Source organism: Klebsiella sp. K5-45 (assembly GCF_030128605.1).
Taxonomy (GTDB): Bacteria; Pseudomonadota; Gammaproteobacteria; order Enterobacterales; family Enterobacteriaceae; genus Klebsiella; species Klebsiella quasipneumoniae.
On sequence record NZ_JAKUZW010000002.1, the window covers coordinates 50927 to 72797 of the forward strand.

The 21871-nt window shown below is 59.7% G+C and carries 21 protein-coding genes and 1 pseudogene; 10 read left to right on the plus strand and 12 right to left on the minus strand.

Going from position 1 to position 21871, the window contains the following annotated elements:
* Positions 1-3 precede the first annotated feature (3 nt).
* Complete coding sequence (locus tag MKS11_RS04130) at positions 4-1221, minus strand: diguanylate phosphodiesterase (protein ID WP_064187257.1); 1218 nt, start codon at positions 1219-1221, stop codon at positions 4-6.
* Between the two features lie 398 nt (positions 1222-1619).
* On the opposite strand from MKS11_RS04130, the gene MKS11_RS04135 reads away from it, so the two are divergent.
* The gene (locus MKS11_RS04135) at positions 1620-1739 is read left to right on the plus strand and encodes a small membrane protein (RefSeq protein WP_138100189.1); all 120 of its coding nucleotides are present in this window, start codon (positions 1620-1622) and stop codon (positions 1737-1739) included.
* Positions 1740-1768: 29 nt separating this feature from the next.
* Here MKS11_RS04135 and kbvR read toward each other — a convergent pair whose 3' ends face one another.
* Positions 1769-2380 carry a LuxR family transcriptional regulator KbvR gene (gene kbvR, locus MKS11_RS04140; protein WP_043519528.1) on the minus strand — a complete coding sequence of 204 codons (612 nt, stop codon included), beginning with the start codon at positions 2378-2380 and terminating at the stop codon, positions 1769-1771.
* Positions 2381-2691: 311 nt separating this feature from the next.
* Between kbvR and MKS11_RS04145 the strand changes: the two genes are divergently transcribed.
* Positions 2692-3600, plus strand: coding sequence for a helix-turn-helix domain-containing protein (locus MKS11_RS04145; RefSeq protein WP_284109383.1), 909 nt, complete (start codon positions 2692-2694; stop codon positions 3598-3600).
* Positions 3601-3626: 26 nt separating this feature from the next.
* Here MKS11_RS04145 and MKS11_RS04150 read toward each other — a convergent pair whose 3' ends face one another.
* Genes MKS11_RS04150 through ltnD form a run of 5 tightly spaced genes read right to left on the minus strand, consistent with a single transcriptional unit; the run spans position 3627 to position 8627 of the window.
* Positions 3627-4991: a GntP family transporter gene (locus MKS11_RS04150; RefSeq protein WP_114267948.1), complete on the minus strand. Its 1365-nt coding sequence runs from the start codon at positions 4989-4991 to the stop codon at positions 3627-3629.
* Between the two features lie 56 nt (positions 4992-5047).
* Positions 5048-5830, minus strand: coding sequence for an HPr family phosphocarrier protein (locus MKS11_RS04155; protein ID WP_043519529.1), 783 nt, complete (start codon positions 5828-5830; stop codon positions 5048-5050).
* A gap of 4 nt (positions 5831-5834) precedes the next feature.
* Entirely contained in the window at positions 5835-6455 is a 621-nt protein-coding gene (locus MKS11_RS04160) for an aldolase (protein ID WP_017900343.1), read from the minus strand.
* Positions 6448-7713 carry a 3-oxo-tetronate kinase gene (gene otnK / locus MKS11_RS04165; protein ID WP_064794836.1) on the minus strand — a complete coding sequence of 422 codons (1266 nt, stop codon included), beginning with the start codon at positions 7711-7713 and terminating at the stop codon, positions 6448-6450. The genes MKS11_RS04160 and otnK overlap by 8 nt, the downstream gene beginning before the upstream one ends.
* Before the next feature lie 11 nt (positions 7714-7724).
* A complete protein-coding gene (gene ltnD / locus MKS11_RS04170) occupies positions 7725-8627 on the minus strand; it encodes an L-threonate dehydrogenase (RefSeq protein WP_004205998.1) in 903 nt (300 codons plus the stop codon).
* Between the two features lie 260 nt (positions 8628-8887).
* Between ltnD and MKS11_RS04175 the strand changes: the two genes are divergently transcribed.
* The gene (locus MKS11_RS04175) at positions 8888-9649 is read left to right on the plus strand and encodes a DeoR/GlpR family DNA-binding transcription regulator (RefSeq protein WP_004205996.1); all 762 of its coding nucleotides are present in this window, start codon (positions 8888-8890) and stop codon (positions 9647-9649) included.
* 20 nt (positions 9650-9669) lie between these two features.
* On the opposite strand, the gene MKS11_RS04180 is transcribed toward MKS11_RS04175, so the two are convergent.
* A complete protein-coding gene (locus MKS11_RS04180; RefSeq protein ID WP_087771722.1) occupies positions 9670-10530 on the minus strand; it encodes a broad-spectrum class A beta-lactamase OKP-B-34 in 861 nt (286 codons plus the stop codon).
* A gap of 181 nt (positions 10531-10711) precedes the next feature.
* Between MKS11_RS04180 and MKS11_RS04185 the strand changes: the two genes are divergently transcribed.
* The 3 genes from MKS11_RS04185 (at position 10712) to MKS11_RS04195 (ending at position 12262) form a co-directional block, all read left to right on the plus strand.
* Complete coding sequence (locus MKS11_RS04185; protein WP_023318188.1) at positions 10712-10843, plus strand: hypothetical protein; 132 nt, start codon at positions 10712-10714, stop codon at positions 10841-10843.
* Positions 10827-11087 carry a hypothetical protein gene (locus MKS11_RS04190; protein WP_004205993.1) on the plus strand — a complete coding sequence of 87 codons (261 nt, stop codon included), beginning with the start codon at positions 10827-10829 and terminating at the stop codon, positions 11085-11087. The genes MKS11_RS04185 and MKS11_RS04190 overlap by 17 nt, the downstream gene beginning before the upstream one ends.
* A gap of 86 nt (positions 11088-11173) precedes the next feature.
* Positions 11174-12262 (plus strand): AAA family ATPase, encoded by a 1089-nt coding sequence (locus MKS11_RS04195; RefSeq protein WP_284109384.1) that lies wholly within the window; start codon positions 11174-11176, stop codon positions 12260-12262.
* 30 nt (positions 12263-12292) lie between these two features.
* Here the strand turns inward: MKS11_RS04195 and MKS11_RS04200 are convergent.
* Together MKS11_RS04200 and MKS11_RS04205 are read right to left on the minus strand one after the other, a co-directional pair.
* Positions 12293-13558, minus strand: a pseudogene (locus MKS11_RS04200) (MFS transporter).
* A 54-nt stretch (positions 13559-13612) separates the two neighbouring features.
* The gene (locus MKS11_RS04205; RefSeq protein WP_284109385.1) at positions 13613-16720 is read right to left on the minus strand and encodes a beta-galactosidase; all 3108 of its coding nucleotides are present in this window, start codon (positions 16718-16720) and stop codon (positions 13613-13615) included.
* A 196-nt stretch (positions 16721-16916) separates the two neighbouring features.
* Here MKS11_RS04205 and MKS11_RS04210 point away from each other — a divergent pair, with 196 nt between their 5' ends.
* Together MKS11_RS04210 and MKS11_RS04215 are read left to right on the plus strand one after the other, a co-directional pair.
* Entirely contained in the window at positions 16917-17981 is a 1065-nt protein-coding gene (locus MKS11_RS04210; RefSeq protein ID WP_004205987.1) for a LacI family DNA-binding transcriptional regulator, read from the plus strand.
* A gap of 264 nt (positions 17982-18245) precedes the next feature.
* A complete protein-coding gene (locus MKS11_RS04215; protein WP_004205986.1) occupies positions 18246-18686 on the plus strand; it encodes a GNAT family N-acetyltransferase in 441 nt (146 codons plus the stop codon).
* A gap of 54 nt (positions 18687-18740) precedes the next feature.
* On the opposite strand, the gene MKS11_RS04220 is transcribed toward MKS11_RS04215, so the two are convergent.
* The gene (locus MKS11_RS04220) at positions 18741-18956 is read right to left on the minus strand and encodes a DUF4177 domain-containing protein (protein WP_004205985.1); all 216 of its coding nucleotides are present in this window, start codon (positions 18954-18956) and stop codon (positions 18741-18743) included.
* Entirely contained in the window at positions 18925-20022 is a 1098-nt protein-coding gene (gene ftrA / locus MKS11_RS04225) for a transcriptional regulator FtrA (RefSeq protein ID WP_087771724.1), read from the minus strand. The genes MKS11_RS04220 and ftrA overlap by 32 nt, the downstream gene beginning before the upstream one ends.
* Positions 20023-20089: 67 nt before the next feature.
* Here ftrA and MKS11_RS04230 point away from each other — a divergent pair, with 67 nt between their 5' ends.
* Positions 20090-20488 carry a rhodanese-like domain-containing protein gene (locus MKS11_RS04230; RefSeq protein ID WP_017900351.1) on the plus strand — a complete coding sequence of 133 codons (399 nt, stop codon included), beginning with the start codon at positions 20090-20092 and terminating at the stop codon, positions 20486-20488.
* Between the two features lie 148 nt (positions 20489-20636).
* A complete protein-coding gene (locus MKS11_RS04235; protein ID WP_023280916.1) occupies positions 20637-21740 on the plus strand; it encodes a cobalamin-independent methionine synthase II family protein in 1104 nt (367 codons plus the stop codon).
* The last annotated feature ends 131 nt before the right edge of the window (positions 21741-21871 follow it).

Consider the following 21871-nt stretch of genomic DNA (forward strand, 5'->3'; position numbering starts at 1 on the left):
CCTTTACAGATCCGCAGCCTGGCGCTCTACCGGCCAGAAAATCTCCCCGATGCCATTCAGACAAGGCCGGGAAAACAGGAAGCCCTGAAACAGGCGAATGCCAACCGACTGTAGCCAGCACCACTCCTCCAGGGTTTCAACGCCTTCCGCCACGACCGTGATGCCTAAATCCTCGCAGCAGCGGACGACCGAGGCGACAATCGCCTGCTTGGTGCCGCTGATATGAATGTTGCGCACCAGCTCTGCGTCCACTTTAATTTTGTCAGGCTGAAAGCGGGTCAGTAACGACAGGCCGGAGTAACCCGCGCCAAAGTCATCGATGGCCAGCTTCATGCCTGCGACGCGCAGCGCTTTGAGCACCTTGCGGAACTGGTCGAAGCAGGTGATCACCTCCGTTTCGGTGACCTCTATCAGCACCTGGTCCGGCCTGAGGCCGGCCGCCAGCAGGCTGTTCATCAGCCAGCCGACGGCGTCAGGATGGTTATACAGCGAACCGGGCAGCAGGTTAATGGCCAGTTGGTGTTTGCCAAGCGGTAGCTGACCTGCGAGAGAGAAGGCATATGCTTTGCTCTCGAGGTCGAAACGGTAACGATCCTCCGCCGGGATGGCGGCAAACATCTCCACAGGGGATCCGCCGGTAGGGCTGCGGATCAGCGCTTCAAAGGAGGAGATTCGCTTTTTCGCTGGTTCGACGATAGCCTGCAAGGCAAACTGGCAGGGTTGATCGGGCAGATGACGCGGCGTGGCTGTGCCCGCGGCGGCCTTCATCGTCCAGCGAGAAGGCTGCAACGGCTCGGGAAGACAATAGCGCCCACCGTTAGCGATAAAGGCGTTAATCAGTCGGAACATCCGGTCGTTGATTGGCTCGGTGACCCCGAACGAGCTAATGCGCAGGATCTCCTCCAGCGCGCCATCGTCATCGTAAAGACGGAGATCCAACATGCGCATCCCGGTGCCGCGAAAGCGACGGTAGGCCGAATAGTCGCGCATCAGCTCAACCACATCGCGATGGCGCGGATCGCTTTGTATTTCGTGGAATAACGACTCCAGACTCTCTTCGCTCCCTTCCAGCACCTGGAAGAACTGCAGGCCGTTAAACAACAGAATGCCGGTGATGCCAAGGGGCGTATTTTTCCCGCAGGCGCGATGAATTAAAGCGTCGAGATCGGTGAGCGGGCGGTCAGGATCAACCTGGCTGCGATAAATCAGGGTGGTTAGCATTAGTCATTCCGGTCGCTGCAGCAAAGCTGCGATGGCCTGTACAGCGCATGTTGAGAAAAGTATGGCCTGCCCCCCAAATAGGGAGTCTGTGTTTGGTGCCCTTTAACTAACCGTGATGTCCGCACGCAGAACGTGAGTTTCACTTGGTGACTACCTTCACTCTACAGGGAATCTAAAGTTTAGCTATCTTTTTCGCATGCTCAATGCAAAAAAGGGCAAACAGACCGATCGCCCTTTTTGAAATATTGGCTCAGCGTATTAACTAGCCGGTTAATACTCGTCACCAGGAATTATCCTACCATTCTATTTCACGCTCTCAAAAAGCGATGCTGGTCTTGCCTCGATAAAATAGAATGCATAATATCAGTCCAGGTTAAATTTCTTTTTTTAGGTCTGCTATGAGTGACTTGTTTATTATTTTATGCCTGATTCTCTGTCCCGTTATTTCTTTGTGGAGTGGTGTTTCTTACATTCGGGAAAGACGCAAAAGACGCTACGTCTTCCGTTCCAGAAGATAATCTGCAGAGGTAATACAATGGCGATTGTATTAACGTCTTGCGAGTAGTTTTACGAGGTTGTTAAATTGCTGGCGGCTGTTTAAATTGAACTTGCACATAATATTCTTTTTATGCGAATGAATTGTTTTATGGCTAATTTTAAGCGCCGCGGCGACTTCATGCGGACTTAATCCAATACTGAATGCGTAAATGACTTTGGTTTGCGCATCGCTGACCGTCTTGCAGGCGCAATTGATGCAACGCCGCAGGCGATTGAAGGATGGGTCATGATGAGGTGGCAGGGAGCGCTGAATCGCGCTGGCTATCTCATCTTTAAGAAGCTGAACGGGAACGTGGGGAGGCATAAACACCGCCTGCCGCAGACAGTTGGGTAAACCCTCTTCGGCGGTAGCTTGTTCATTATCCTGAAAAATAAAAAGCGTGTATTGCTCTGGGGCATGCTGAAACAGGTCATGACACAGGTACCATTCTCCCGCCACCATTTCCGTGAAGATCACATTAGCTTGCGCCATCCCATCCGCGTTCCATTGTTGAGAAAACTGATACTCTGATCCCCCGTAGGTCTTCATCGCTTCATCCACCAGTTCCGCAATAGCAACCCGCAAATAGTGATTTTTTATATTGATCAAAAAATTCGTCATATAACTTCCCTGTTGGGTATTAAAAAAGGTGTCAGAATAAATTAAAGAATATAATGGTGAGGTGCAGACGTTTTTTAGCCGGGGTAATCTAAGGGATGTTTTTCATTAATGCAATATCTGCCTGGAAAAGTGAGATATCGGTGTATTGGTATGCGAAAGTTCCTAATAAACAAAATGTTAAGGATATATCGATCAGCGTTTTAAGCGTTTTGATGATTTTTTATTTTTGCGATGCATAAAAAGCTTAGTGATAGCCAGTATCTGTTGTTAGAATTAGCGGAGGACAAGATTACAGGAAGTATGTAGTGCTTATGAAGCAGAAGCTCTATTTAAAAATGTTGGCGTGGCTGGAGGATAATATCTACTGTAACCCGGCGATCGATGACCTGGCACAGTATATGGGCTATTCGCGTCGGTTTGTGTACGAGGTGTTTTATCAATACGGCCGGTTACCCATCGGGCAGTATATTCGCCTGCGGCGCTTGACCATCGCAGCGGTCAGTCTGCGCTTAACGCGGCAACCGATCGCCGCTATAGCCTGGCAGTTAAGTTACGATTCGCCGCAGACCTTTTCCCGCGAGTTTAAGAAACGGTTCTCGCTTTCGCCACGGGAATACCGATGCGCAGCGCACTGGGATACGGCAAAACTGTTAAAAAAATTCTCCCCTGATGATGAACGTCTGCCATTGGCGCGGATCTGTTCCCTGCCGGAGCGGGTCTATTATGGCTACCCGATGAAGTATGAACTGCGCCTGTCGGATATGGTGCTGCAACGCACCGCCAAGACGGCTATCAGACAAAAGGTTGACCGTTTTTTTACCACCGGAGAAGGCTCGCTTTCCATACTCTCTGATTACGCCGCGGCGCGTCAAAATGAGCTTAACGTCGAGATTAACGCCTTTGTTGGTTGTCATGAGACGCGAAAGCCATCGTCCACGTTGACCGCCCGGTCGGGACTCTATGTCGGAGTTGATTTCTACGGCAGCTGGTCACGCTATGCCCGTTTGTCCAGCGATCTCTATCTGGATCTGCTGCCAACGCTGGGGGTAAGCCGTCGCGACGGGTATGACATAGAATGTTTCATGGCACGCCATACGGAAGGCGGAGATACAGAAGAGAGGTGCTATCACGTACGCTATTTTATACCGATGACGCTGAAAGCGGCGGCTCAGCAGCCGGGCAGCGATAATGAGTCAGTCCCCGCGAGGGGGACCCAATAAGGTGGCCGGAGCCACCCAAATAAACTTCACAGTAAAAACCACAGCAGCCAGGTAATGAGGAAGCCCGTCACCCCCATGATGGTTGTCAGTACGGTCCATGTTTTGAGTCCGTCCGGCACCGAGAGCCCCAGATAGCGCGTGACCACCCAAAATCCGGCATCGTTGACGTGTGACAATCCGAGTGAGCCGAAGCAGGTCGCCAGCGTCACCAGCACCAGCTGCAGCGGCTCCAGCCCGGCAACTGCCTGTGACAGCAGGCCGGAGGTGGTGAGGATCGCCACGGTGGCCGAGCCCTGCGAGGCCCGAAGCACCAGCGACAGCAGGAAAGCGGCGGGCATCAGCGGCAGATGAATCGTCTCCAGCGCCTCGGCTAAGGCATTGCCGATGCCGGAGGCGACCAGCACCCCGCCAAAGGCGCCGCCGGCGCCGGCGACAAGGATAACGTCCGCCGAGGAGGGGATCGCGCTGCCGGTCACTTCTCCCAGCTTTTTCAGGTTCATACCCCGCCGGATGCCCAGCGTCCAGCTGGCCAGCCCCAGGGAGATCAGCAGGGCGACGGGCGGGGTGCCAATGACGGTCATCAGCTGGCGAATCGCGTTTTCCGGCAGCAGCAAGGCCTGACAGAGCGTTCCGGAAACAATCAGCACGATGGGCACCACGATCAGCCCGCCGATAACCAGCGCATTCGGCGGCGCCAGTCGGGTCTGCTGCGCGTTGACGGAGAGGTCGGGCACCTCGGCCGTTTGCTGCTGTTCCAGCACGTTAATCGACAGATGATAATGGCGCTGATTGATCGACCGGGCGACAAAATAACCCACGATACCCACCACGACCGACACCCCAATCCCCGCCAGCATCAGCCAGCCGACATCGCTATGCAGAATACCTGCCGCGACCGCCGCGCCAGGGTGGGTTGGCAATGCCACGTGGACGGTTAACATCACTCCGGCCATTGGCAGGCCAAACTTCAACGGCGACATATGAGCGACTTTACTGAAGCCGTAAATTAACGGAATGATGATAATAAAGCCGACTTCAAAGAAGACTGGCGTGCCGAGAATAAAAGCGACGATGGTTAAGGCGGCAATCGTCCGTTTAGAACCCAGCACGCCGGTCAGCGTTTTCGCCAGCGATTCGGCGCCGCCGGATATTTCAATGAGCACCCCCAGCATTGATCCCAAAATAATAATGCTGGCGATATGGCCGAGCAGGCCGCCCATCCCTTTTTCAATGGTGGTAATGATTTTATCCGCCGGAATGCAGGTGGCGAACGCCACCAGCAGGCTGACGATCAGGAGCGCCACAAAAGGATGCGCTTTCGCTTTGATCACCAGCAGGAGCAACAGCACTACGCTGGCTAACGCAATAAGTAACAGCGCCGATGTCGACATAGTTTTGCCTCGGGTATTAACAGGTATACAGAGAGTTATATTTTTAGAACCGCGCTTTATTTTTTCCGGTAGGGCGAAAACCATTCCAGTCCGGAAAGGGTATCCGCCCTGGGGATATATTCGCAGCCGATCCAACCGTCATAGCCCGCTTTATCCAGTAACGCATAGATCCATGAATAATTAATCTCGCCCTCGTCCGGTTCATGGCGGTCGGGCAGGGAGGCTATCTGAATATGGCGGTACTGACCGGCATACTCAGTAATAAGATGGCTTAAATTACCGTCCACTTTCTGCGCATGAAACAGATCTAACTGCACCGCGATGTTTGGCCGGTCGACCCGCTTCGCTATCTCCAGCGTCTGATATTGGCTGTGGTAGAGATAGCCCGGTTTGGTCTGCGGATTCAGGGCTTCAATGAGCACTCGCTTGTCGTGGCGGGCAAAGCACTCGGCGGCGTAGCGCAGGTTATCGAAAAGCTCGGCCTCGCAGGCCGCGCGATCCATCCCCGGCGGCACCACGCCGGCCATGATATGCACCTGCGGACAATCCAGCTGGCAGGCATACTCCAGCGCCAGCTCAATATCACGCCGGGCCTCGGCGCTCCTGCCCGGCAGGGCGGCGAGACCCCATTCCCCGGCGTTAACGTCGCCGGGCGGGGTATTAAACAGCACCAGCTGCAGCTGGTTTTCCTGCAGGCGCTGTTTAATTTCCCCGGCGGCATACTCATAGGGGAACAGAAACTCCACGGCTTCGAAACCGGCGCGGGCGGCGGCGGCAAAGCGGTCCAGGAACGGCAGTTCGGTAAACAGCATGGATAAATTTGCAGCGAATTTTGGCATGGTTTTATCTCAGTTCATCCACTTCGTCAGCGGTCAGGTAACGGATCTCGCGATTGCCGAGGGTAAACATCAGCCGCGCGGTCTCTTCCAGCTCTTCGGTATTGTTGGTGGCTTCGCGCAGCGATGAGCCGGTGACCACCGGACCATGGTTGGCCAGTAAAAAGGCGTTATAGCGCGGCGCCAGCCCGGCCAGCGCCTCGGCAATGCGGTCGTCGCCCGGTCGGTAGTAGGGAACCACCGGGACGTCGCCGACCCGCATCACCACGTAGGGAGTAAATGGGCGAATACAATTGTGCGGATCGAGCCCCTGCAGGCAGGAGAGCGCGGTCAAATAGTGGCTATGCAAGTGGACGATCGCCTTGCAGGCCGGGTTATGCAAATAGACCGCCCGGTGAAAAGCGACCTCTTTCGACGGTTTGTCGCCGGCGAGCCATTCGCCTTGCAGGGTAACCACCGACAACCGCTGCGCCTGCAGCTCGCCCAGGCAGGAGCCGGTCGGCGTCGCCAGCAGGTTGCCGTCCGGCAGCAGCAGCGACAGATTGCCGGCGGAGCCGGTGGCATAACCGCGGTTAAACAACGAGGCGCCAATTTGCACCATCTCATCTCGCAGCTGTTGCTCAGTCATGACAAAACTCCTGCTGGGCACGGGCAAAGAACGAGATATCGCCGAAATTCCCTGACTTCAGCGCCAGGGAGAGCGGCTGGCGGGTGTCACGCACCCAGGGAACTCCAGGGGAGATCGTCGGCCCGATATGGAACGCCTCGACCCCCAGCGTCTGCGCCACGATGCTCGACGTTTCCCCTCCGGCCACAATAAAGCGGGTGAATCCTTTCGCTTTCAGCGCGGCGGCGAGGGCGGCGAACAACTGTTCCACCCTTTCGCTGCTGGCCTTGTCGCCATACTGCGCCTGGATCCGCTGCAGCGTTTGCGGCTCGGTGGTGGCATAGACCATCGGCGCCAGCGGCGCATCGCGGTTTGCGTCCACCCAGGCTGCCAGCGTCCCGACATAGCCTTCGAGATCGGTAAAGCAGGCGCTTAAGTCAACGGCGCGGGCGGGAGCCTGTTCACGATAGGCCGCCACCTGGCTGTTGGTCATCAGCGAACAGGAGCCCGAGAGCACCACAGCCGGGCCGGGTAGCGGCATGCCCGCCAGGGATCCTTCACCTTGGGTTCCGTGGCGCTGCGCCCAGTCGCGGGCGAGGCCGATGGCGAGACCAGAGCCGCCGGAGACCAGCTTCATCTCCCGCAGCGCCGCCCCCTGGGTCAGCAAATGCTGTTCACTAAGGGCATCGAGCACCACATAGCGCACCGCCGGATCGCTGATGGCCGCCAGCGCGGCAACGACCGCTTCCGGCCCCTGATCGATAATTGGCCAGGCTATCAGCGCCGCTTTACCGCCGCCCTGGCGTTCGATTAAGCGGCCGAGGTGGGCATCCTCCATTGGCGTCACCGGATGGTGGCGCATGCCGGACTCATTGAGCAACTGCTGGCCGACAAACAGATACCCCTGATAGACCGTGCGGCCGTTCACCGGCAGCGCCGGTGATATCACCGTCCGCGTCTCGCCCAGCTCTGCCAGCAGCGCATCCAGTACCGGGCCAATGTTACCCTGCGCGGTGCTGTCGAAAGTGGAACAATACTTAAAATAAAATTGCTGACAGCCCCGGGCTTGCAGCCAGCGCAGGGCCGCCAGGGACTGGCTGACGGCGGTTTCCACCGGGCAGGATCGCGTTTTCAGACTGATCACCACCGCTTCACTGGTCAACGGCAGTTCGTGGGGCGGTACGCCGTTTAGCTGCACGGTCGGCATGCCGTTGCGCACGAGGAAGCTGGCGATATCCGTGGCGCCGGTAAAGTCATCGGCAATGACACCAAGCTGCATCTTGTCTCTCCTCACTGTTTATGGCCCGGCAGGGTAATGCCGTTGAAAATCTTGATCACCGCGCTGTCATCTTCCCGGCCGAATCCGGCGTTGCTGGCGGAGGTGAACATATTCAGCGCGGTGGTCGCGAGCGGCAGCGGGAAGGTCAGCGCCCGGGCGGTGTCATTCACCAGACCGAGATCTTTGACAAAAATATCGACGGCGGATTTTGGCGAGTAATCGCCATCCAGGACGTGCTGCATACGATTCTCAAACATCCACGAATTACCCGCCGCGTGGGTCACCACGTCGTACATCGTCTCCAGCGGGATGCCGGCGCGGGCGGCGAGGGCCATCGCTTCGGCGGCGACGGCGATATGCACCCCGGCCAGCAACTGATGGATGATTTTCACCGTCGAACCGAGGCCAATGTCGCTCCCGATGCGGTAGACTTTGCCGGCCACCGCATCCAGCACTGGCGCGAGGCGGGCAAAGGCGGCATCGCTCCCGGAGGCCATTACCGTCATGTCGCCGGCGGCCGCTTTCACTGCGCCGCCCGATACCGGCGCGTCGAGCATCAAGAGCTGATATTCTGCCAGCGCTACGGCTATCGCCTGGGCATCGGCGGCGGCGATGGTTGACGACACCATCACCGCGGTGCCCGGCTTCAGATGGGCGGCGAGGCCGCTCTCGCCGAACAGGATCCCCCGCACCTGGGCGGCATTGACCACCAGCAGTACGACCGCATCCAGCTCAGCGGCGAAAGGCACCGCGCTGGAGCCTGCGCCTTTGGCGCCCGCCTCCAGCAGCGCGCGGCAGTTGTCGGGGTTGATGTCCACCCCCCAGGTGTTCAGGCCCGCCTGCAGGCAGGCGCGAGCGGCGCCCATGCCCATCGAACCCAGTCCAATCACGCAGACGTTAGTGTGTGCAGTCATGACGGTCTCCTTGTGAATATTCGTTAATTAATGTTATTTAATGATAGAGTAAAGCGTTATCATGTGAATTTATGTGAGAGTTATCACGAATAACCCACATGAATATAAAAAATTCACAGGCGGAAAGTGGCTGCGCAATGGCGATTCTTGCCCTAAAATAGCGTAAAAACAGCGGTCAAGCGCGATAACAGTACAGGGTATCGTCAGGCTCCCGGCGTGAGTGGTGTGGTCTGGTGTGAAAAAATGGTAAGGGGAGAGCGGTGATTCCAATTGAACGTCATCAGCGTATTTTAGCCCTGGTGGAGCAGCGTGGGGCGGTAAGCATTAATGAGCTGACGGAGATCCTCGGCGTGTCCCATATGACTATCCGTCGGGACGTCAGTAAGCTGGAAGAACAGGGGCTGCTGGTCAGCGTCTCGGGCGGCGTGCGCGCCGTCAGCCGGCTGGCCGCAGAGCCCAGTCATCTGGTGAAAAGCACCCTGCAGAGTGAAGAGAAGCAGGCCATCGGCGCGCTGGCGGCCAGTCTCATTGCCAAAAACAGCTGCATCTATCTCGATGCCGGCACCACCACTCTGGCGCTGGCGCGGGCCATCCTCGACCGGGACGACCTGCAGGTGGTCACCAATGATTTTGAGATAACCCAGCTGCTGATAGATGCCAGCCAGTGCGGGGTGATCCACACCGGCGGCACCCTGTGCCGGGAGAACCGCTCCTGCGTCGGCGAGTCGGCGGCGCGCACCTTGCGCCACCTGGCTATCGATACGGCCTTTATCTCCGCCAGCGGCTGGGACAGCCGCGGAATTTTCACCCCTGATGAGAACAAAGTCACCGTCAAGGAGACCGTCAGCCAGGTTAGCGCCAGAAGCATCCTGCTGTGCGACAGTTCGAAATACAATCAGGTGGCCACGTTTATGGCGTTGCCCTTGACTCGCTTTACCACCATCATTACCGACCGGCATCTCTCCGATGCCGCCGCCGCCCATATCACCCGGCACGCCTGCGAGGTGCTGCGCGCCGGGTAAGGCGCGCGGCCTTCGCCGGGCTAGCGCTGCCAGTGCTCGATCAGCGCCGCGCCTATCACGGCGATCTGCTGGTTACGTTCGGCCATGGTCGCTGCGGTATCCCGCAGATAGATCACCACGATACGCTCCGCTTTGCCGTCCGGGCCGAGCAGGGCGACAATGCCGCGTGAGCCCCGCTCACCGGCCCCGGTTTTATCGGCGATAAACCAGCCCGCCGGCAGCACGGCGCGGATCAACGGGCCGGCCACCCGGTCGTCAACCATCCACTGCAGCAGCTGCTGCTGCGAACGGGCGCTCAGAGAGGGGGTGGTTAGCAGCTTGCGCAGGGTGGTGGCCATGCTGGCCGGGGTGGTGGTGTCGCGCACGTCGCCGGGAAGCGCCTCATTGAGTTCCGTTTCCCAGCGGTCAAGACGGGTGACGTTGTCACCGATCTGGCGCAGAAAAGCGGTCAATCCCGCGGGGCCGCCGACGATCTTCAACAGCAGATTGCCGGCGGTGTTGTCGCTCATGGTGATGGCGGCGGCGCAGAGTTCGCCAACGGTCATCCCGTCGGCAAGGTGTTTTTCGCTGACCGGGGAGTAGTCCACCAGATCCTGCTGGCGGTAGTGGATCCGCCGATCCAGCTGTTCGTCGCCGGCATCCACCCGGGCCAGCACCGCGCCGCAGAGCAGCACTTTAAAGGTGCTCATCAGCGGAAAGCGCTCACTGGCGCGCCAGGCGGCCAGCGTGCGGCCGCTGGCCAGATCCATTTCAACATAGCCCACCCGGCCCGCCAGCTGACTTTCGCTGATTTTAATCTGCTCAAGCGGCTGAGGGCTGGCGAATACCGCCAGTGGCAGGGCGGCAATCAGGGAGATAAGGCACAGGCGAACATAACGCATAACCGTAATACTTCCTTGTGTAAGGGCCGATAAAGGCGAGAAAAGGTGTGACGAATAAGAATAACCCGGTATTTTGCTGATTCACAATTCCTCTTTTTTCCTTCATCATTTGTCATCTTTTATTTCGAATAATCAATATTTAGCTCAGCCTAAGCACGCTATTTTTTGACTCAAGGCCGCAATGAACTATAAGAAAGTACTTAAGACCGCACGCTGGCTGGCGCCGCTGATTGCTGACGATACGCCCGCCGCGCTGCGCGGTTTGCCAATGATCTATGCCATCCCGGGAGGAACTGGTGCACCCGATAATTAAGGTCATGCTGGTGGGCGGTAAGGCGGATGGACTGCTGGTCAGCGTCGCCGACGATGCGACCGAGGTCTCGGTGACGCCTGCGCAATACGGTGCGCCGTCCGGGCAACCGCTCAGCTATCGTATCGTAAGTCAAACCATTGACGATGAACGCTATTTCTTTGGCGTCTTTAGTGACGCCCATCAGGATAGCGATAAGCTGACGCGGGTGGCGCTGACCCGCGGAATGAAAAAAATGTTCTGTTGAACCCGGGCGGAGTGAGGGGATGCGATAGTATCCATGCCGCGGCTTTGCTACTGTGGCAGCCTTCTCTCTCCGGGCCAGGACGCATCATGATTCAGTACATCCATATACAAAACTTTCGCTCAGTCAGGGATATCGAACTGGAGCTGGGGCCATTGAACATTGTCTTCGGTCCTAACGGCTGCGGCAAATCCAATATTTACAACGCCATCCATCTGTTGACCGCGGCTGCCGACGGCAGGCTGTCGGGGTTTATCAGCGCAGAGGGCGGCCTGGAAAATATGATGTGGTCCGGAGATCGTTCCCCCCTCGATCACCATCCCCGCCGGCTGCAAATCGCCTGTCGGACGGAGAGCTTTGATTATGAACTGCAGGTAGGTTTCCCGGAAAAATTACCCTATCCGACGCAGTTCATGCTCGATCCCATCGTCAAAGAAGAGCACATCTGGCTGGCAGGCTACTCCCGTCGGCCTTCCTCCCGCGTACTGCAGCGCAAGAATCAGGCGGCGTTCCTCGTCGATGTCACCGGGGAGAAAAGCACCTTCACCGAGAGTATTTATGAAAACGAGTCGGTGTTCGGTCAGCTTGGCGAGCCGCACCGTTTTCCCGAAGTGTCGCGGGTGCGGGAGACCCTGCGCCGCTGGCGGTTTTACCATGAGTTCGCCATTGGTCGCCACTCGCCGCTGCGCCAGCCGGCCGTGGGGTATCGTTCGCCGGTGCTCGACAGCGATGGCCATAATCTGGCCGCCGCCTTTCAGACCATTGTCGAGATTGGCGCGGAGGAGATGTTGCACGAGATCCTCGCCGACGCCTTTCCCGGCTGCCAGTTTTACTGTGAAAACGAGCACTCGCGTTTCGCCCTGAAAATGCGCCGGGAGGGGATCCGCAGGCCGCTGCTGGCGGCGGAGATGTCCGATGGCACGCTGCGCTTTCTCTGTCTCGCCGTCGCGCTGCTCAGCCCGCGCCCGCCGGCGTTTCTGGCGATCAATGAGCCGGAGAACAGCCTGCATCGCGACATGCTCCCGGCGCTGGCCCGGCTGATAATCGAGGCCTCCCGCTACAGCCAGATCTGGCTGACCAGCCACTCGGCTGAACTGGCGGAGCTTATCGCCGCCGGGGCGCCCTGTCAGCGCTATGCGCTGGAGAATAGCGGCGGAGAAACGCGCATTGTGGCGTAAACCCCGTCATCCCTGACGGGAGCGCCGGGATCAGGCGGGGGTCTGCGTCTCCGCTGCTGGCAGCAGGCTTTTGCCGCCGCGTAAGGTGATGAACGAGAGCAGGGTGAAGCTCAGGGTGATGCAGCCGAGGATCAGATAGGCCTGATGGAAGCCGACGGTGTCATACATCCGGCCCACCTAGGCGGAAAGGACCACCCCGGACAGCTGTTTCGACAGGTTAAAACCGATCAGGAACAGGGTGGCCGAGAGCCGCGGGTTAAAGGCGGAGGAGATATATTTAAAGGTCCCGACCAGCAGGAAGGGGATCTCAAACATATGCAGCATCTTGAGGATCACCACCTCTACCGCCGATGAGGCGAACGACGATCCGAGAATGCGCACCGACATGATCATCCCGGCGGTCAGCAGGGCGTTTTTGGCGCCGATGCGGTTAACGATGGCCGGGGCGCAGAACATAATTAGCGCGTTGAGCAGCTCGCCGCCGGTGGTGACGAAGCCAAACACTTCGGTACCGCGCTGCGGACTGGCGAAAAAGCTTTTGAAAAAGTTGGCGAACTGCTGATCAAACACGTCGTAGACGCTGGCGACTCCCACCACATAGACGATAAAGCCCCAGAAACGCGGCATACGCAACAGCTCGGCCGCGGTGCGCAGCGAAAAGGCCTGGCGATTGGCTCCCAGCGCCTCAATAACCTGGGCGCTGTTGCTGCTTTCCGGGCGCGACAGCCAGAGCAGAAGACCTAGCACCAGCGCAAAGCCGGAGGCGATCCAGAAGGTAATATTGGGGTCGATGCCGAACAGCACGCCGGTTATCGAGGCGCACAGCGCCCAGCCGACGCAGCCAGCGACCCGCACTTTGCCATATTCAAAGCGGTTTGCCCGGCTGACGCGCTCGATATAGGCTTCCACCGCCCCGGAGCCGCTGGAGAAAACAATCCCCAGGTAGATCCCGCCCACCAGCGAACCGGCGATAATATTCATCTGCAACAGCGGGGAGAAAACGAAAATAAAGAACGGCGCGAACAGAATTAACAGTACCGTGATGGTCCACAGCAGATGTTTGCGCAGGCCAAGCTTATCCGACATCAGACCAAATACCGGCTGAAAAATAATTGCGAACAGCGAGATGGAGGAGAAGACGATCCCGGTTTCCGTTTTGGTTAAATGGTTAACGTCCGCCAGCCACACCGGAAAAAAAGGAAAATAGGCCGACATAATGAAATAGTAAAAGAAAAAGAACAGCAGGAAATAGACAAAATTATGCCGTTCTCGCGGCGCCAGTTCAGAGAATTTCATCACCATGATCCCTTGTTATTCTGTTTGTAGGGTGGGGGCTGCCGCCCCCACGGATTAAAGGCAACGCAATGAGACCTCGTACTGCCAGCGCGTTTGGGTCAGGAGCCACTGCGGCAGCACGCTTGGGGTCCAGGAGTCATCGCCGCCCACTCCCATATGCAGGCCGTCGAGGGTGATCCACACCCCGTCTTCAGCCTGGATCTTGTGCCAGTGGTCGGTCTCCATTAGCTGACGGGTGCTCCATGGCTGAACGGAGAAGTGGAAATGACCGCTGACGTGCCAGCGTCCCCAGTCCAGCGCCTGGGTATCACAGCGCAGGCCGTTTTCCGTCGGGAAGATGTAGGGCGTGCTCATCGCCGCCAGCGGCTGCTCCCAGCGGGCGAAGCAGGCGCTGCTCCGCCGGTCGGGGTAGTTCTCATGCGGTCCCAGCCCCAGCCAGCTCACCGGCGCCTGCTGATCCGCCACCTGGAAATGCAGTCCGACCCGCGGCAGCGGCGGCAGCGTTTCCGCGCGCTCGCCGTCCACCGTCAGCCGTACCGTTCCGTCCGCAGTAAAGCGCATGCGCCAGTGGCTGACAATCACCACCTCGTCGCCGCGCAGGTAGTGCCAGCGGCTGTCGACAAGGGTCTCATTCGCCAGGCGCTGGGCATCGCACTGCACGCAGCGCGCCTCAAGGTCGAACAGGCCGGCGCTTTTCCAGCGCTCCACCCAGGCGTTGGGATCGATGCGCTCCACTTCGCTGACCCCGATGTCATTGTCGAGCGGCGCGCGGATAAACTGATCCTGCAGGGGGGTCAGGAGTTGCTCCTGACCGGCAAGCGACCAGCCACTCAGCAAACCGGTCCGCCGATCGACGGTCCAGCACTGCGTGCCGGCGCGGATCTGCCAGGCCTCATCGCTGACGACCAGATCCGGGGCGCCGGCAGGCACCGTGGGCGCCGGCAGCGCCAGCGGGGCGGGCAGGGGAAACTGCTGCCAGGCGACGCGATGGTCCGCCGGGGACCAGTCGGTCGCCCGGGGCTGGACCACCTCCAGCGTCAGCCACACCGCGCGGGCGCCTGGCGGTATAATCAGGTCATCAAGCAGCGTTATCTCGTCACTGCCCTCCGGGGGAAGCGCCAGCGTCAGGTTGCCGTGATACAGGGTTTCACCGGCCGCCTGCACCTGCCAGCGCAGCGCTTCGTTATCGCTCTGGCGGAACAGGTATTCGCTGGCGATGCGCACGCGCAGCGGCGAGGTCGACAGCAGGGCGAACTGGAAATACTGCTGGGCGTGCTTCGCCTCGATCAGCGACGGATGCGGCGTGCGATCGGGGAACACCAGGCCGTTCATACAGAACTGGCGATCGTTCGGCTTATCGCCAAAGTCGCCGCCGTAGGCCCAGCCGACGCTGCCGTCGTCAAAGGTTTTGCAGATCGCCTGGTCGGCCCAGTCCCAGATAAACCCGCCCTGCAGCCGCGGATACTCGCGGAAGGCCAGCCAGTAATCGGCGAAGTTGCCGAGACTGTTGCCCATCGCATGGGCGTACTCGCAGAGGATCAGCGGCCGCTGCTCGCCGGGCAGGCTGATCCATTTTTTGATCCCCCACTTCGGTACCGCCGGGATCGGCTGGTCGCGTTCGACGCGGGCGTACATCGGACAGATAATATCGGTAGCGGTGGTATCCGCGCCGCCGCCCTCGTACTGCACCGGACGGCTCGGGTCGTTGCGCTTCAGCCAGTGGTACAGCGCTTCATGGTTGCCGCCGCCGCCAGATTCGTTACCCAGCGACCAGATGATAATGCATGGATGGTTGCGGTTGCTCTGTACCATCCGGGTGACGCGGGCGCTGAAGGCTGGCAGCCACGCCGGATCGTCGGACAGCCGGTTCATCGGCACCATGCCGTGGGTTTCAATATTGGCTTCATCGACCACGTACAGACCGTAGCGGTTGCACAGCTCATACCAGCGCGGCGCGTTGGGGTAGTGTGAGCAGCGGACGGCGTTAAAGTTGTTCTGCTTCATCAACAGAATGTCCTGCACCATATCCGCCTCGCTGACCACCTGACCGCGCAAATGGTGGTGTTCATGGCGGTTAACGCCGCGGATCAGCAGCGGTTTGCCGTTAAGGCGCAGCAGACCGTCGGCGATCTCGATGCGGCGAAAACCGATATCCCACGCCTCGGCCTCCAGCAGTTCGTCGCCACGCCACAGGGTGACCACGGCGCGATAACAGTTCGGGGTTTCCGCGCTCCAGTGCGCCGGCGCCGCTACCGCCAGGGAGAAATCGACCCGTTCGGCATAGTGGCCGCGCTCATCCACCGCCGGGGTGCCTAACGGCTGACGATGGGCGGCGACAGGCTGCTCGCCGCGCCACAGGCTAACCCCGACGCAGAGCCCGGCAAGCGCCGCCTCTGTCGCTTCGACGGTCGCCTGAACCTGCAGAGCGCCGTCGCGGCAGAGGGCGTCAAGGGTCGGCGTCAGCTGCACGTCGCATAGCCGCTGGTGCGGCTTATTCAGCAGCCACACCGAGCGAAAAATACCGCTCATTCGCCACATATCCTGGTCTTCCAGCCAGCTGCCGGCGCTCCAGCGCATGACCATCACGCACAGGCGGTTGTCGCCCGGGCGCAGGAAGGGGCTGAGATCGAACGCCGCCGGCAGGCGGCTGTCCTGGGAGTAACCGACCCAGGCGCCGTTGCACCACAGATGAAACGCTGAGTTGACGCCGTCGAAAATAATCTGCGTCTGTCCGTCCGTGTGCCAGGCGTCATCGATCGCAACGTGCAGGGAGTAACAGCCGGTTGGGTTATCCTCCGGCACCCGCGGCGGGATGGTGTCGATGGGGTAGCGGACGTTGGTGTAGATCGGCGCGTCATAGCCCTCCATCTGCCAGTTGGAGGGCACGGGCGTCCCGCGGCTGCCTGGCAGGTCCTGCGTCAGCCACTGCGCATCGACGGCAAACGGGCTGCGGGCGTAAGCAAATTGCCACTCGCCGTCCAGCTGACGACGTCGAGGCGAAGGGCGATTATCGCGGGCGGCAAGCTCATCGCGCCAGCTGGCGAACGCAGGATGCGCTGGCAGGCGGTTGAGATGCGTAATGGTCTGGTTCTGCCAGTCTTCGCGGGCGAGGACGGCGTGGAAGTCAGGCGCGTGGCGGCGACTGGTATCGCTTATTGGCATAGTAATCCCCGGTAAGTCAGAAAATGTCGATCGCTAAACAGGATAAAGAACGTTATCCGATAATTTGTTTTGTCCAGCAACGACGGCGGAAATGAAATTAACAGACGATCACGAAAGCGAGGCTAAAGCGCTGTTTTTTGTCGCGCGTTAAACATAAAATGTTAGCGCACGACATTGTTATTGCTGAGGAGAAAAAATGCCGCGTCGTACCGCTACCCTGGAGGATGTCGCTCGCGCGGCCGGGGTTTCCCAACAGACCGTCTCCCGGGTCCTGAACCGTCCTGAAGTGGTGTCAGCCCGCACCCGCGAGCAGGTAATCCGCGCGATGCAGGCGCTGCACTACGTACCTAACCGCTCGGCGCAGCTGCTCGCCGGCAAAGCAGCGCCCTCCATTGGGCTTATCACTGCCTCGCTGACCCTGCATGCCCCCTCGCAGATCGCCGCCGCGGTAAAGAGCCATGCCAGCCTGCACCAGCTGGAGGTGGCGATAGCGATGCCGGCGCAGGCCGACTTCGCCGCGCTGCAAGCCCGGCTGGACGAACTGCGCGCCCAGCATATTCGCGGAGTGATCGTTAGTCTGCCGCTGGAGAGCGCTACCGCCGAGCGACTGGTTAAAGAGAACCCGGATATGGCCTGCCTGTTTCTGGACGTCTCCCCGGAGGCCGATGTCTGCTGCGTGCGCTTCGATCATCGCGACGGCTGTGGGGCGTGCGTGCGCCATCTGTGGGAGCTGGGGCATCGCGAATTTGGCCTGCTGGCAGGGCCGGAAAGTTCGGTTTCCGCTCGTCTGCGTCTCGCCAGCTGGCGCGAGGCGCTGCACAGTCTGAATATCGCCCGTTCAACCACGGTGTTCGGAGACTGGAGCGCCGCCAGCGGCTGGCAGAAAACCTTTGAACTGCTGCACCTGCAGCCGCGGATCAGCGCCATTGTGGTGGCGAACGATCAGATGGCGCTCGGGGTACTCAGCGCGCTGGCCCAGCTCAATCGCAGCGGCAGCCAGGCGGTATCGGTGACCGGCTATGACGACACCGCCGACAGTCTCTACTTTCAGCCGCCGCTCACCACGGTGGCGCAGGACTTCGATCTGCTGGGCAAGCGGGCCGTGGAGCGGCTGATTGCTCTGATGGCGGCCCCGCAGCTGCGGATCCGCGAGCTGCTGCCGACCCGGCTCATCGTGCGCCAGTCGGCGTGGCCGCTCGCCGCCGCGGAGGACCGGCAGCAGACCCTGGCGCAGCTGAAAGCGTTGGTGGAGAAGCTCTAGCCGCAGGCCGTTGAGGATTTATTGAGGTTGACCATGCTAACCTCGGGATCAAACGTAGAGAGGTCAGGATCCTCTGCCTGCGAAAAATGCAAAATACAATCTATCCATGCAAGCATTGATTTACCGCCAGTCACATGGCGGTTTTTTTTTGCCTTCCTCCGTTTCCCGCTTTGTTCCGTTCGTTTTTTCGCCTGGCATCCCCATGCGGCGGCATGCTACATCTTTCTTTCGGGATAGATGCCGAACACAACGGGAGTCAAGGTCATGATGGTGATTGAGGGGAAAGAGGCGATTGGGCGGGTAGACTGGCGGCGGGTGAGGACCATCGTCGCCGAGGCCGGGCTGAATGAACGTGATGTTCAGCAGCTGGAGCAGGCGTTTCTCCATAGCACCTTCTGCTGGTTTGGCTATGAGCACGGTCAGCTGATTGCCGTGGCGCGGGCCATCAGCGACTGCACCTGGAGCAGCTATTTGTCGGATGTGGCGATCGTCCCCGACCGCCAGGGGCAGGGTTACGGACAACAGCTAATGCTGGCCATCCGGGAGCAGCTGCTGCCCTTCGGCAAAATCTTTATCTATGCGGTGGCCGATAAAATCCCATTCTATCAGCGCTTTGGTTTTGCCATGCTGACCACCGGGATGGTCTGCGCCAGCGAGGAGGCCATGCGCAACATGCAGGAGCAGGGCTATATCCGCCAGCCCTGAGCGCGGATACCGGGCAATGCCTGGCTTAAGCGGTTAAACCAGGCGCAGGCACCGTCAGAGGGGCCGTTCAAGCACAAACAGATACGCTTCCCGCGACCAGAACAGGGCGGTACGGCGTCGCTCCACCGACATGGTTTTTACCTCCCAGCCTTCGCGGGTATAGCTACTGAGAAACTGGCTCATTTTGTCAGGGTCGGCTTTGGCTTCGCCAAAAAACAGGCTGCCCAGCAGGCCCTCTTTATAGATCACTACCCGACACTCTTTCTTCATCATCGACCATCCTGGCGACCGGTTTACTGTGGCCGTCTATTGTCCGTGGCTGGGACGATTTTGCAATCGGAGAAGTTGCAAACTGTTTACGGTACTGCAGTGGGCTTAGCGCGAAGCGCTGGCGAAAATGGTGGCGCAGGGTGCCAGCGCTGAAAAAGCCGCAGCGCTCAGCGATCTGGTCGATGCCCATCGTGCTCTCCGTCAGGTGCTGACGGGCGCGCAGCAGACGCTCCTCCAGCAGCCAGCGGGCGGGGGTTTTACCAGTGGCCTCTTCAAAGCGGCGCAAAAAGGTGCGCGTCCCCATGCCGGCGCGCTGTGCGAGGGAGGCGACGGTGTGGCTGGCGGCGAGATGCTGGTGCAGATAATCAAACAGCTGGCCAAGGCGCAGACTCTCCCGGCTGCGGGCCACCGGACGCAGGACCTGCTGCGCCTGACCGCCGTCGCGATGGGGAGAGACCACCAGGCGGCGGGCGACCACATTCGCTGCCTCGCTGCCGAAATCCTCGCGCACCAGATGCAGACAGAGGTCGATCCCCGCCGCGCTGCCGGCGGAGGTCATCAGCAAATCATCGCCCACGTACAGGACATCCTCCACCACCTGGATCTGCGGAAAACGGGACTGCAGCGCGGCGGTGTAGCGCCAGTGGGTTGTCGCCTGGCGGCCATTGAGCAACCCGGCGGCGGCGAGAACGAACACCCCGGAACAGATGGAAATAATCCGGCACCCGCGGGCGTGAGCGGCGGCCAGGGCGGCGCACAGCGCCTCGGGGACCGGAGCGTCGATGCCGCGCCAGCCGGGGACCACGATGGTCTGCGCCTGGGCGAGAAGCTCAGGGCCGCCGTCGGTCATCAACCGGACTCCGCCGGTGGCTCTCAGAGGCCCTTCATCGACGGCGGCGACGGCGAACTGGTACCAGCGCTCGCCCATTTCCGGGCGCGGCAGGCCGAAGATCTCCACGGCCACGCCAAACTCAAAGGTGCACAGGCCATCGTAGGCGAGGGCCACCACGCGGTGAGGTGACAGTGTCACCGAAGGAGTTGTCAGGATGTTAGCGTTTTCTGTCATGGTTGCCGGCAGATAAGGGTGATGGGCGTCAGTAAAGTAGTGTTATCACAGACAAGGAGAAGACGCCATGAGTGTAGTAACCCAATTTACCCCCGCCACCTCCGCCGAGGCTATCCGCTGGTTCCGCCATAAGCTGCATCTCGAGACCGACTGCGCCGATGTGCACAGCGCCCAGCGTGCCGGCGAGGTCGACTTTGTCCTGCTGCACGTGGTCGGCAGCGAGGAGGCCTTCGCCAGGCGCCACCTGCCCGGCGCGCTGCATCTCCCGCACAGCCAGATCAGCGCCGAGAGAATGGCGGCCTGGCCGGCGGAGACCCTGTTTGTGGTCTATTGCGCCGGGCCGCACTGCAACGGTGCCGACGTTGCCGCGCTAAAGCTGGCCGAACTGGGGCGGCCGGTGAAAATGATGCTCGGCGGGATCACCGGCTGGGAAGATGAGGGCTATGCGTTTGTCGCCGGTAAATGAATATTTTTCATGCACCATGAAATATTCTCGTTTGCGGCACGTCGGCCTGCATGCCAGTATCTGGACATATAGCCATCCAGAAGTCTAAAAATTCAAATAATGAACTATCACGGTGGGCAACTAACGCGCCCACCGCTAAGGAGACAGCATGCAACGTCAACAGGCCCCGTTCCGCGCAGACATCGTCGGCAGTTTTTTGCGCCCGGACAGCATCAAACAGGCGCGTCAGCAGCTGGCTGAGGGGCTCATCGACGCCGGTCAGCTGCGCGACATTGAGAATAACGCTATCCGTCACCTGGTTCAGCAGCAGTGCGACTGCGGCCTGCACGTGGTTACCGACGGCGAGTTTCGTCGCGCATGGTGGCATTTTGATTTCTTCGACGGCCTGCAAGGCGTTGAGCGTTACGATGCCGAGCAGGGGATCCAGTTCAACGGCGTGCAGACCAAAGCGCACGGCGTGCGCGTTACCGGCAAGCTGGCGTTTGGCGACCACCCAATGCTGGAGGATTTCCGCTATCTGAAAAGCATCAGCGGCGACGCGCAGCCGAAGATGACCATTCCCAGCCCGAGCGTGCTCCACTTCCGCGGCGGTCGGAAAGATATTGATGCCACCGTTTACCCGGATCTCAGCGACTACTTTGACGACCTGGCCACCACCTGGCGCGACGCGATCCGTGCGTTTTATGACGCCGGCTGCCGCTATCTGCAGCTGGACGATACCGTCTGGGCCTATCTCTGTTCCGATGCCCAGCGTCAGCAGGTGCGCGAGCGCGGCGACGATCCGGATGCGCTGGCGCGCATTTATGCCCGGGTGCTGAACCAGGCGCTGGAGGGCAAGCCGGCCGATCTGACGGTGGGCCTGCACGTCTGCCGGGGCAACTTCCGCTCAACCTGGATCTCGGAGGGCGGTTACGAGCCGGTGGCCGAGGTGCTGTTTGGCGGCGTCAATGTCGATGCCTTCTTCCTCGAGTATGACAACGACCGCTCCGGGGATTTCGCGCCGCTGCGCTTTATTCGTCCCGGCCATCAGCAGGTGGTCCTCGGGCTTATCACCACCAAAAACGGCGAGCTGGAGAACCCGCAGGGGGTAAAAGCGCGCCTCGCCGAGGCGGCGCAATATGTTCCGCTCGAGCAGATCTGCCTGAGTCCGCAGTGCGGTTTCGCCTCGACGGAAGAGGGTAACGCCCTCAGCGAAGACCAGCAGTGGCAAAAAGTCCGTCTGGTGACCGCCATCGCCGCCGACGTCTGGTAATTGCTTTCTTAGCGCAGCGTTGCACCGTGATGAGGCAACGCTGCCATCTCCTTCGCCTCCGCCGTCCGCCTGCGCCGCATCCCACTGTTCTCACAACCTGGCACCGTTTTTGCCTTATCACCTCTGGTTAG

What these genes read in the sequence shown, in the direction of transcription:
- MKS11_RS04130 (WP_064187257.1), bottom strand. Translation starts at nt 1,221, where the DNA reads ATGCTAACCACCCTGATTTATCGCAGCCAGGTTGATCCTGACCGCCCG.
- MKS11_RS04135 (WP_138100189.1), top strand. Translation starts at nt 1,620, where the DNA reads ATGAGTGACTTGTTTATTATTTTATGCCTGATTCTCTGTCCCGTTATT.
- kbvR (WP_043519528.1), bottom strand. Translation starts at nt 2,380, where the DNA reads ATGACGAATTTTTTGATCAATATAAAAAATCACTATTTGCGGGTTGCT.
- MKS11_RS04145 (WP_284109383.1), top strand. Translation starts at nt 2,692, where the DNA reads ATGAAGCAGAAGCTCTATTTAAAAATGTTGGCGTGGCTGGAGGATAAT.
- MKS11_RS04150 (WP_114267948.1), bottom strand. Translation starts at nt 4,991, where the DNA reads ATGTCGACATCGGCGCTGTTACTTATTGCGTTAGCCAGCGTAGTGCTG.
- MKS11_RS04155 (WP_043519529.1), bottom strand. Translation starts at nt 5,830, where the DNA reads ATGCCAAAATTCGCTGCAAATTTATCCATGCTGTTTACCGAACTGCCG.
- MKS11_RS04160 (WP_017900343.1), bottom strand. Translation starts at nt 6,455, where the DNA reads ATGACTGAGCAACAGCTGCGAGATGAGATGGTGCAAATTGGCGCCTCG.
- otnK (WP_064794836.1), bottom strand. Translation starts at nt 7,713, where the DNA reads ATGCAGCTTGGTGTCATTGCCGATGACTTTACCGGCGCCACGGATATC.
- ltnD (WP_004205998.1), bottom strand. Translation starts at nt 8,627, where the DNA reads ATGACTGCACACACTAACGTCTGCGTGATTGGACTGGGTTCGATGGGC.
- MKS11_RS04180 (WP_087771722.1), bottom strand. Translation starts at nt 10,530, where the DNA reads ATGCGTTATGTTCGCCTGTGCCTTATCTCCCTGATTGCCGCCCTGCCA.
- MKS11_RS04185 (WP_023318188.1), top strand. Translation starts at nt 10,712, where the DNA reads ATGAACTATAAGAAAGTACTTAAGACCGCACGCTGGCTGGCGCCGCTG.
- MKS11_RS04195 (WP_284109384.1), top strand. Translation starts at nt 11,174, where the DNA reads ATGATTCAGTACATCCATATACAAAACTTTCGCTCAGTCAGGGATATC.
- MKS11_RS04205 (WP_284109385.1), bottom strand. Translation starts at nt 16,720, where the DNA reads ATGCCAATAAGCGATACCAGTCGCCGCCACGCGCCTGACTTCCACGCC.
- MKS11_RS04210 (WP_004205987.1), top strand. Translation starts at nt 16,917, where the DNA reads ATGCCGCGTCGTACCGCTACCCTGGAGGATGTCGCTCGCGCGGCCGGG.
- MKS11_RS04215 (WP_004205986.1), top strand. Translation starts at nt 18,246, where the DNA reads ATGATGGTGATTGAGGGGAAAGAGGCGATTGGGCGGGTAGACTGGCGG.
- MKS11_RS04220 (WP_004205985.1), bottom strand. Translation starts at nt 18,956, where the DNA reads ATGAAGAAAGAGTGTCGGGTAGTGATCTATAAAGAGGGCCTGCTGGGC.
- ftrA (WP_087771724.1), bottom strand. Translation starts at nt 20,022, where the DNA reads ATGACAGAAAACGCTAACATCCTGACAACTCCTTCGGTGACACTGTCA.
- MKS11_RS04230 (WP_017900351.1), top strand. Translation starts at nt 20,090, where the DNA reads ATGAGTGTAGTAACCCAATTTACCCCCGCCACCTCCGCCGAGGCTATC.
- MKS11_RS04235 (WP_023280916.1), top strand. Translation starts at nt 20,637, where the DNA reads ATGCAACGTCAACAGGCCCCGTTCCGCGCAGACATCGTCGGCAGTTTT.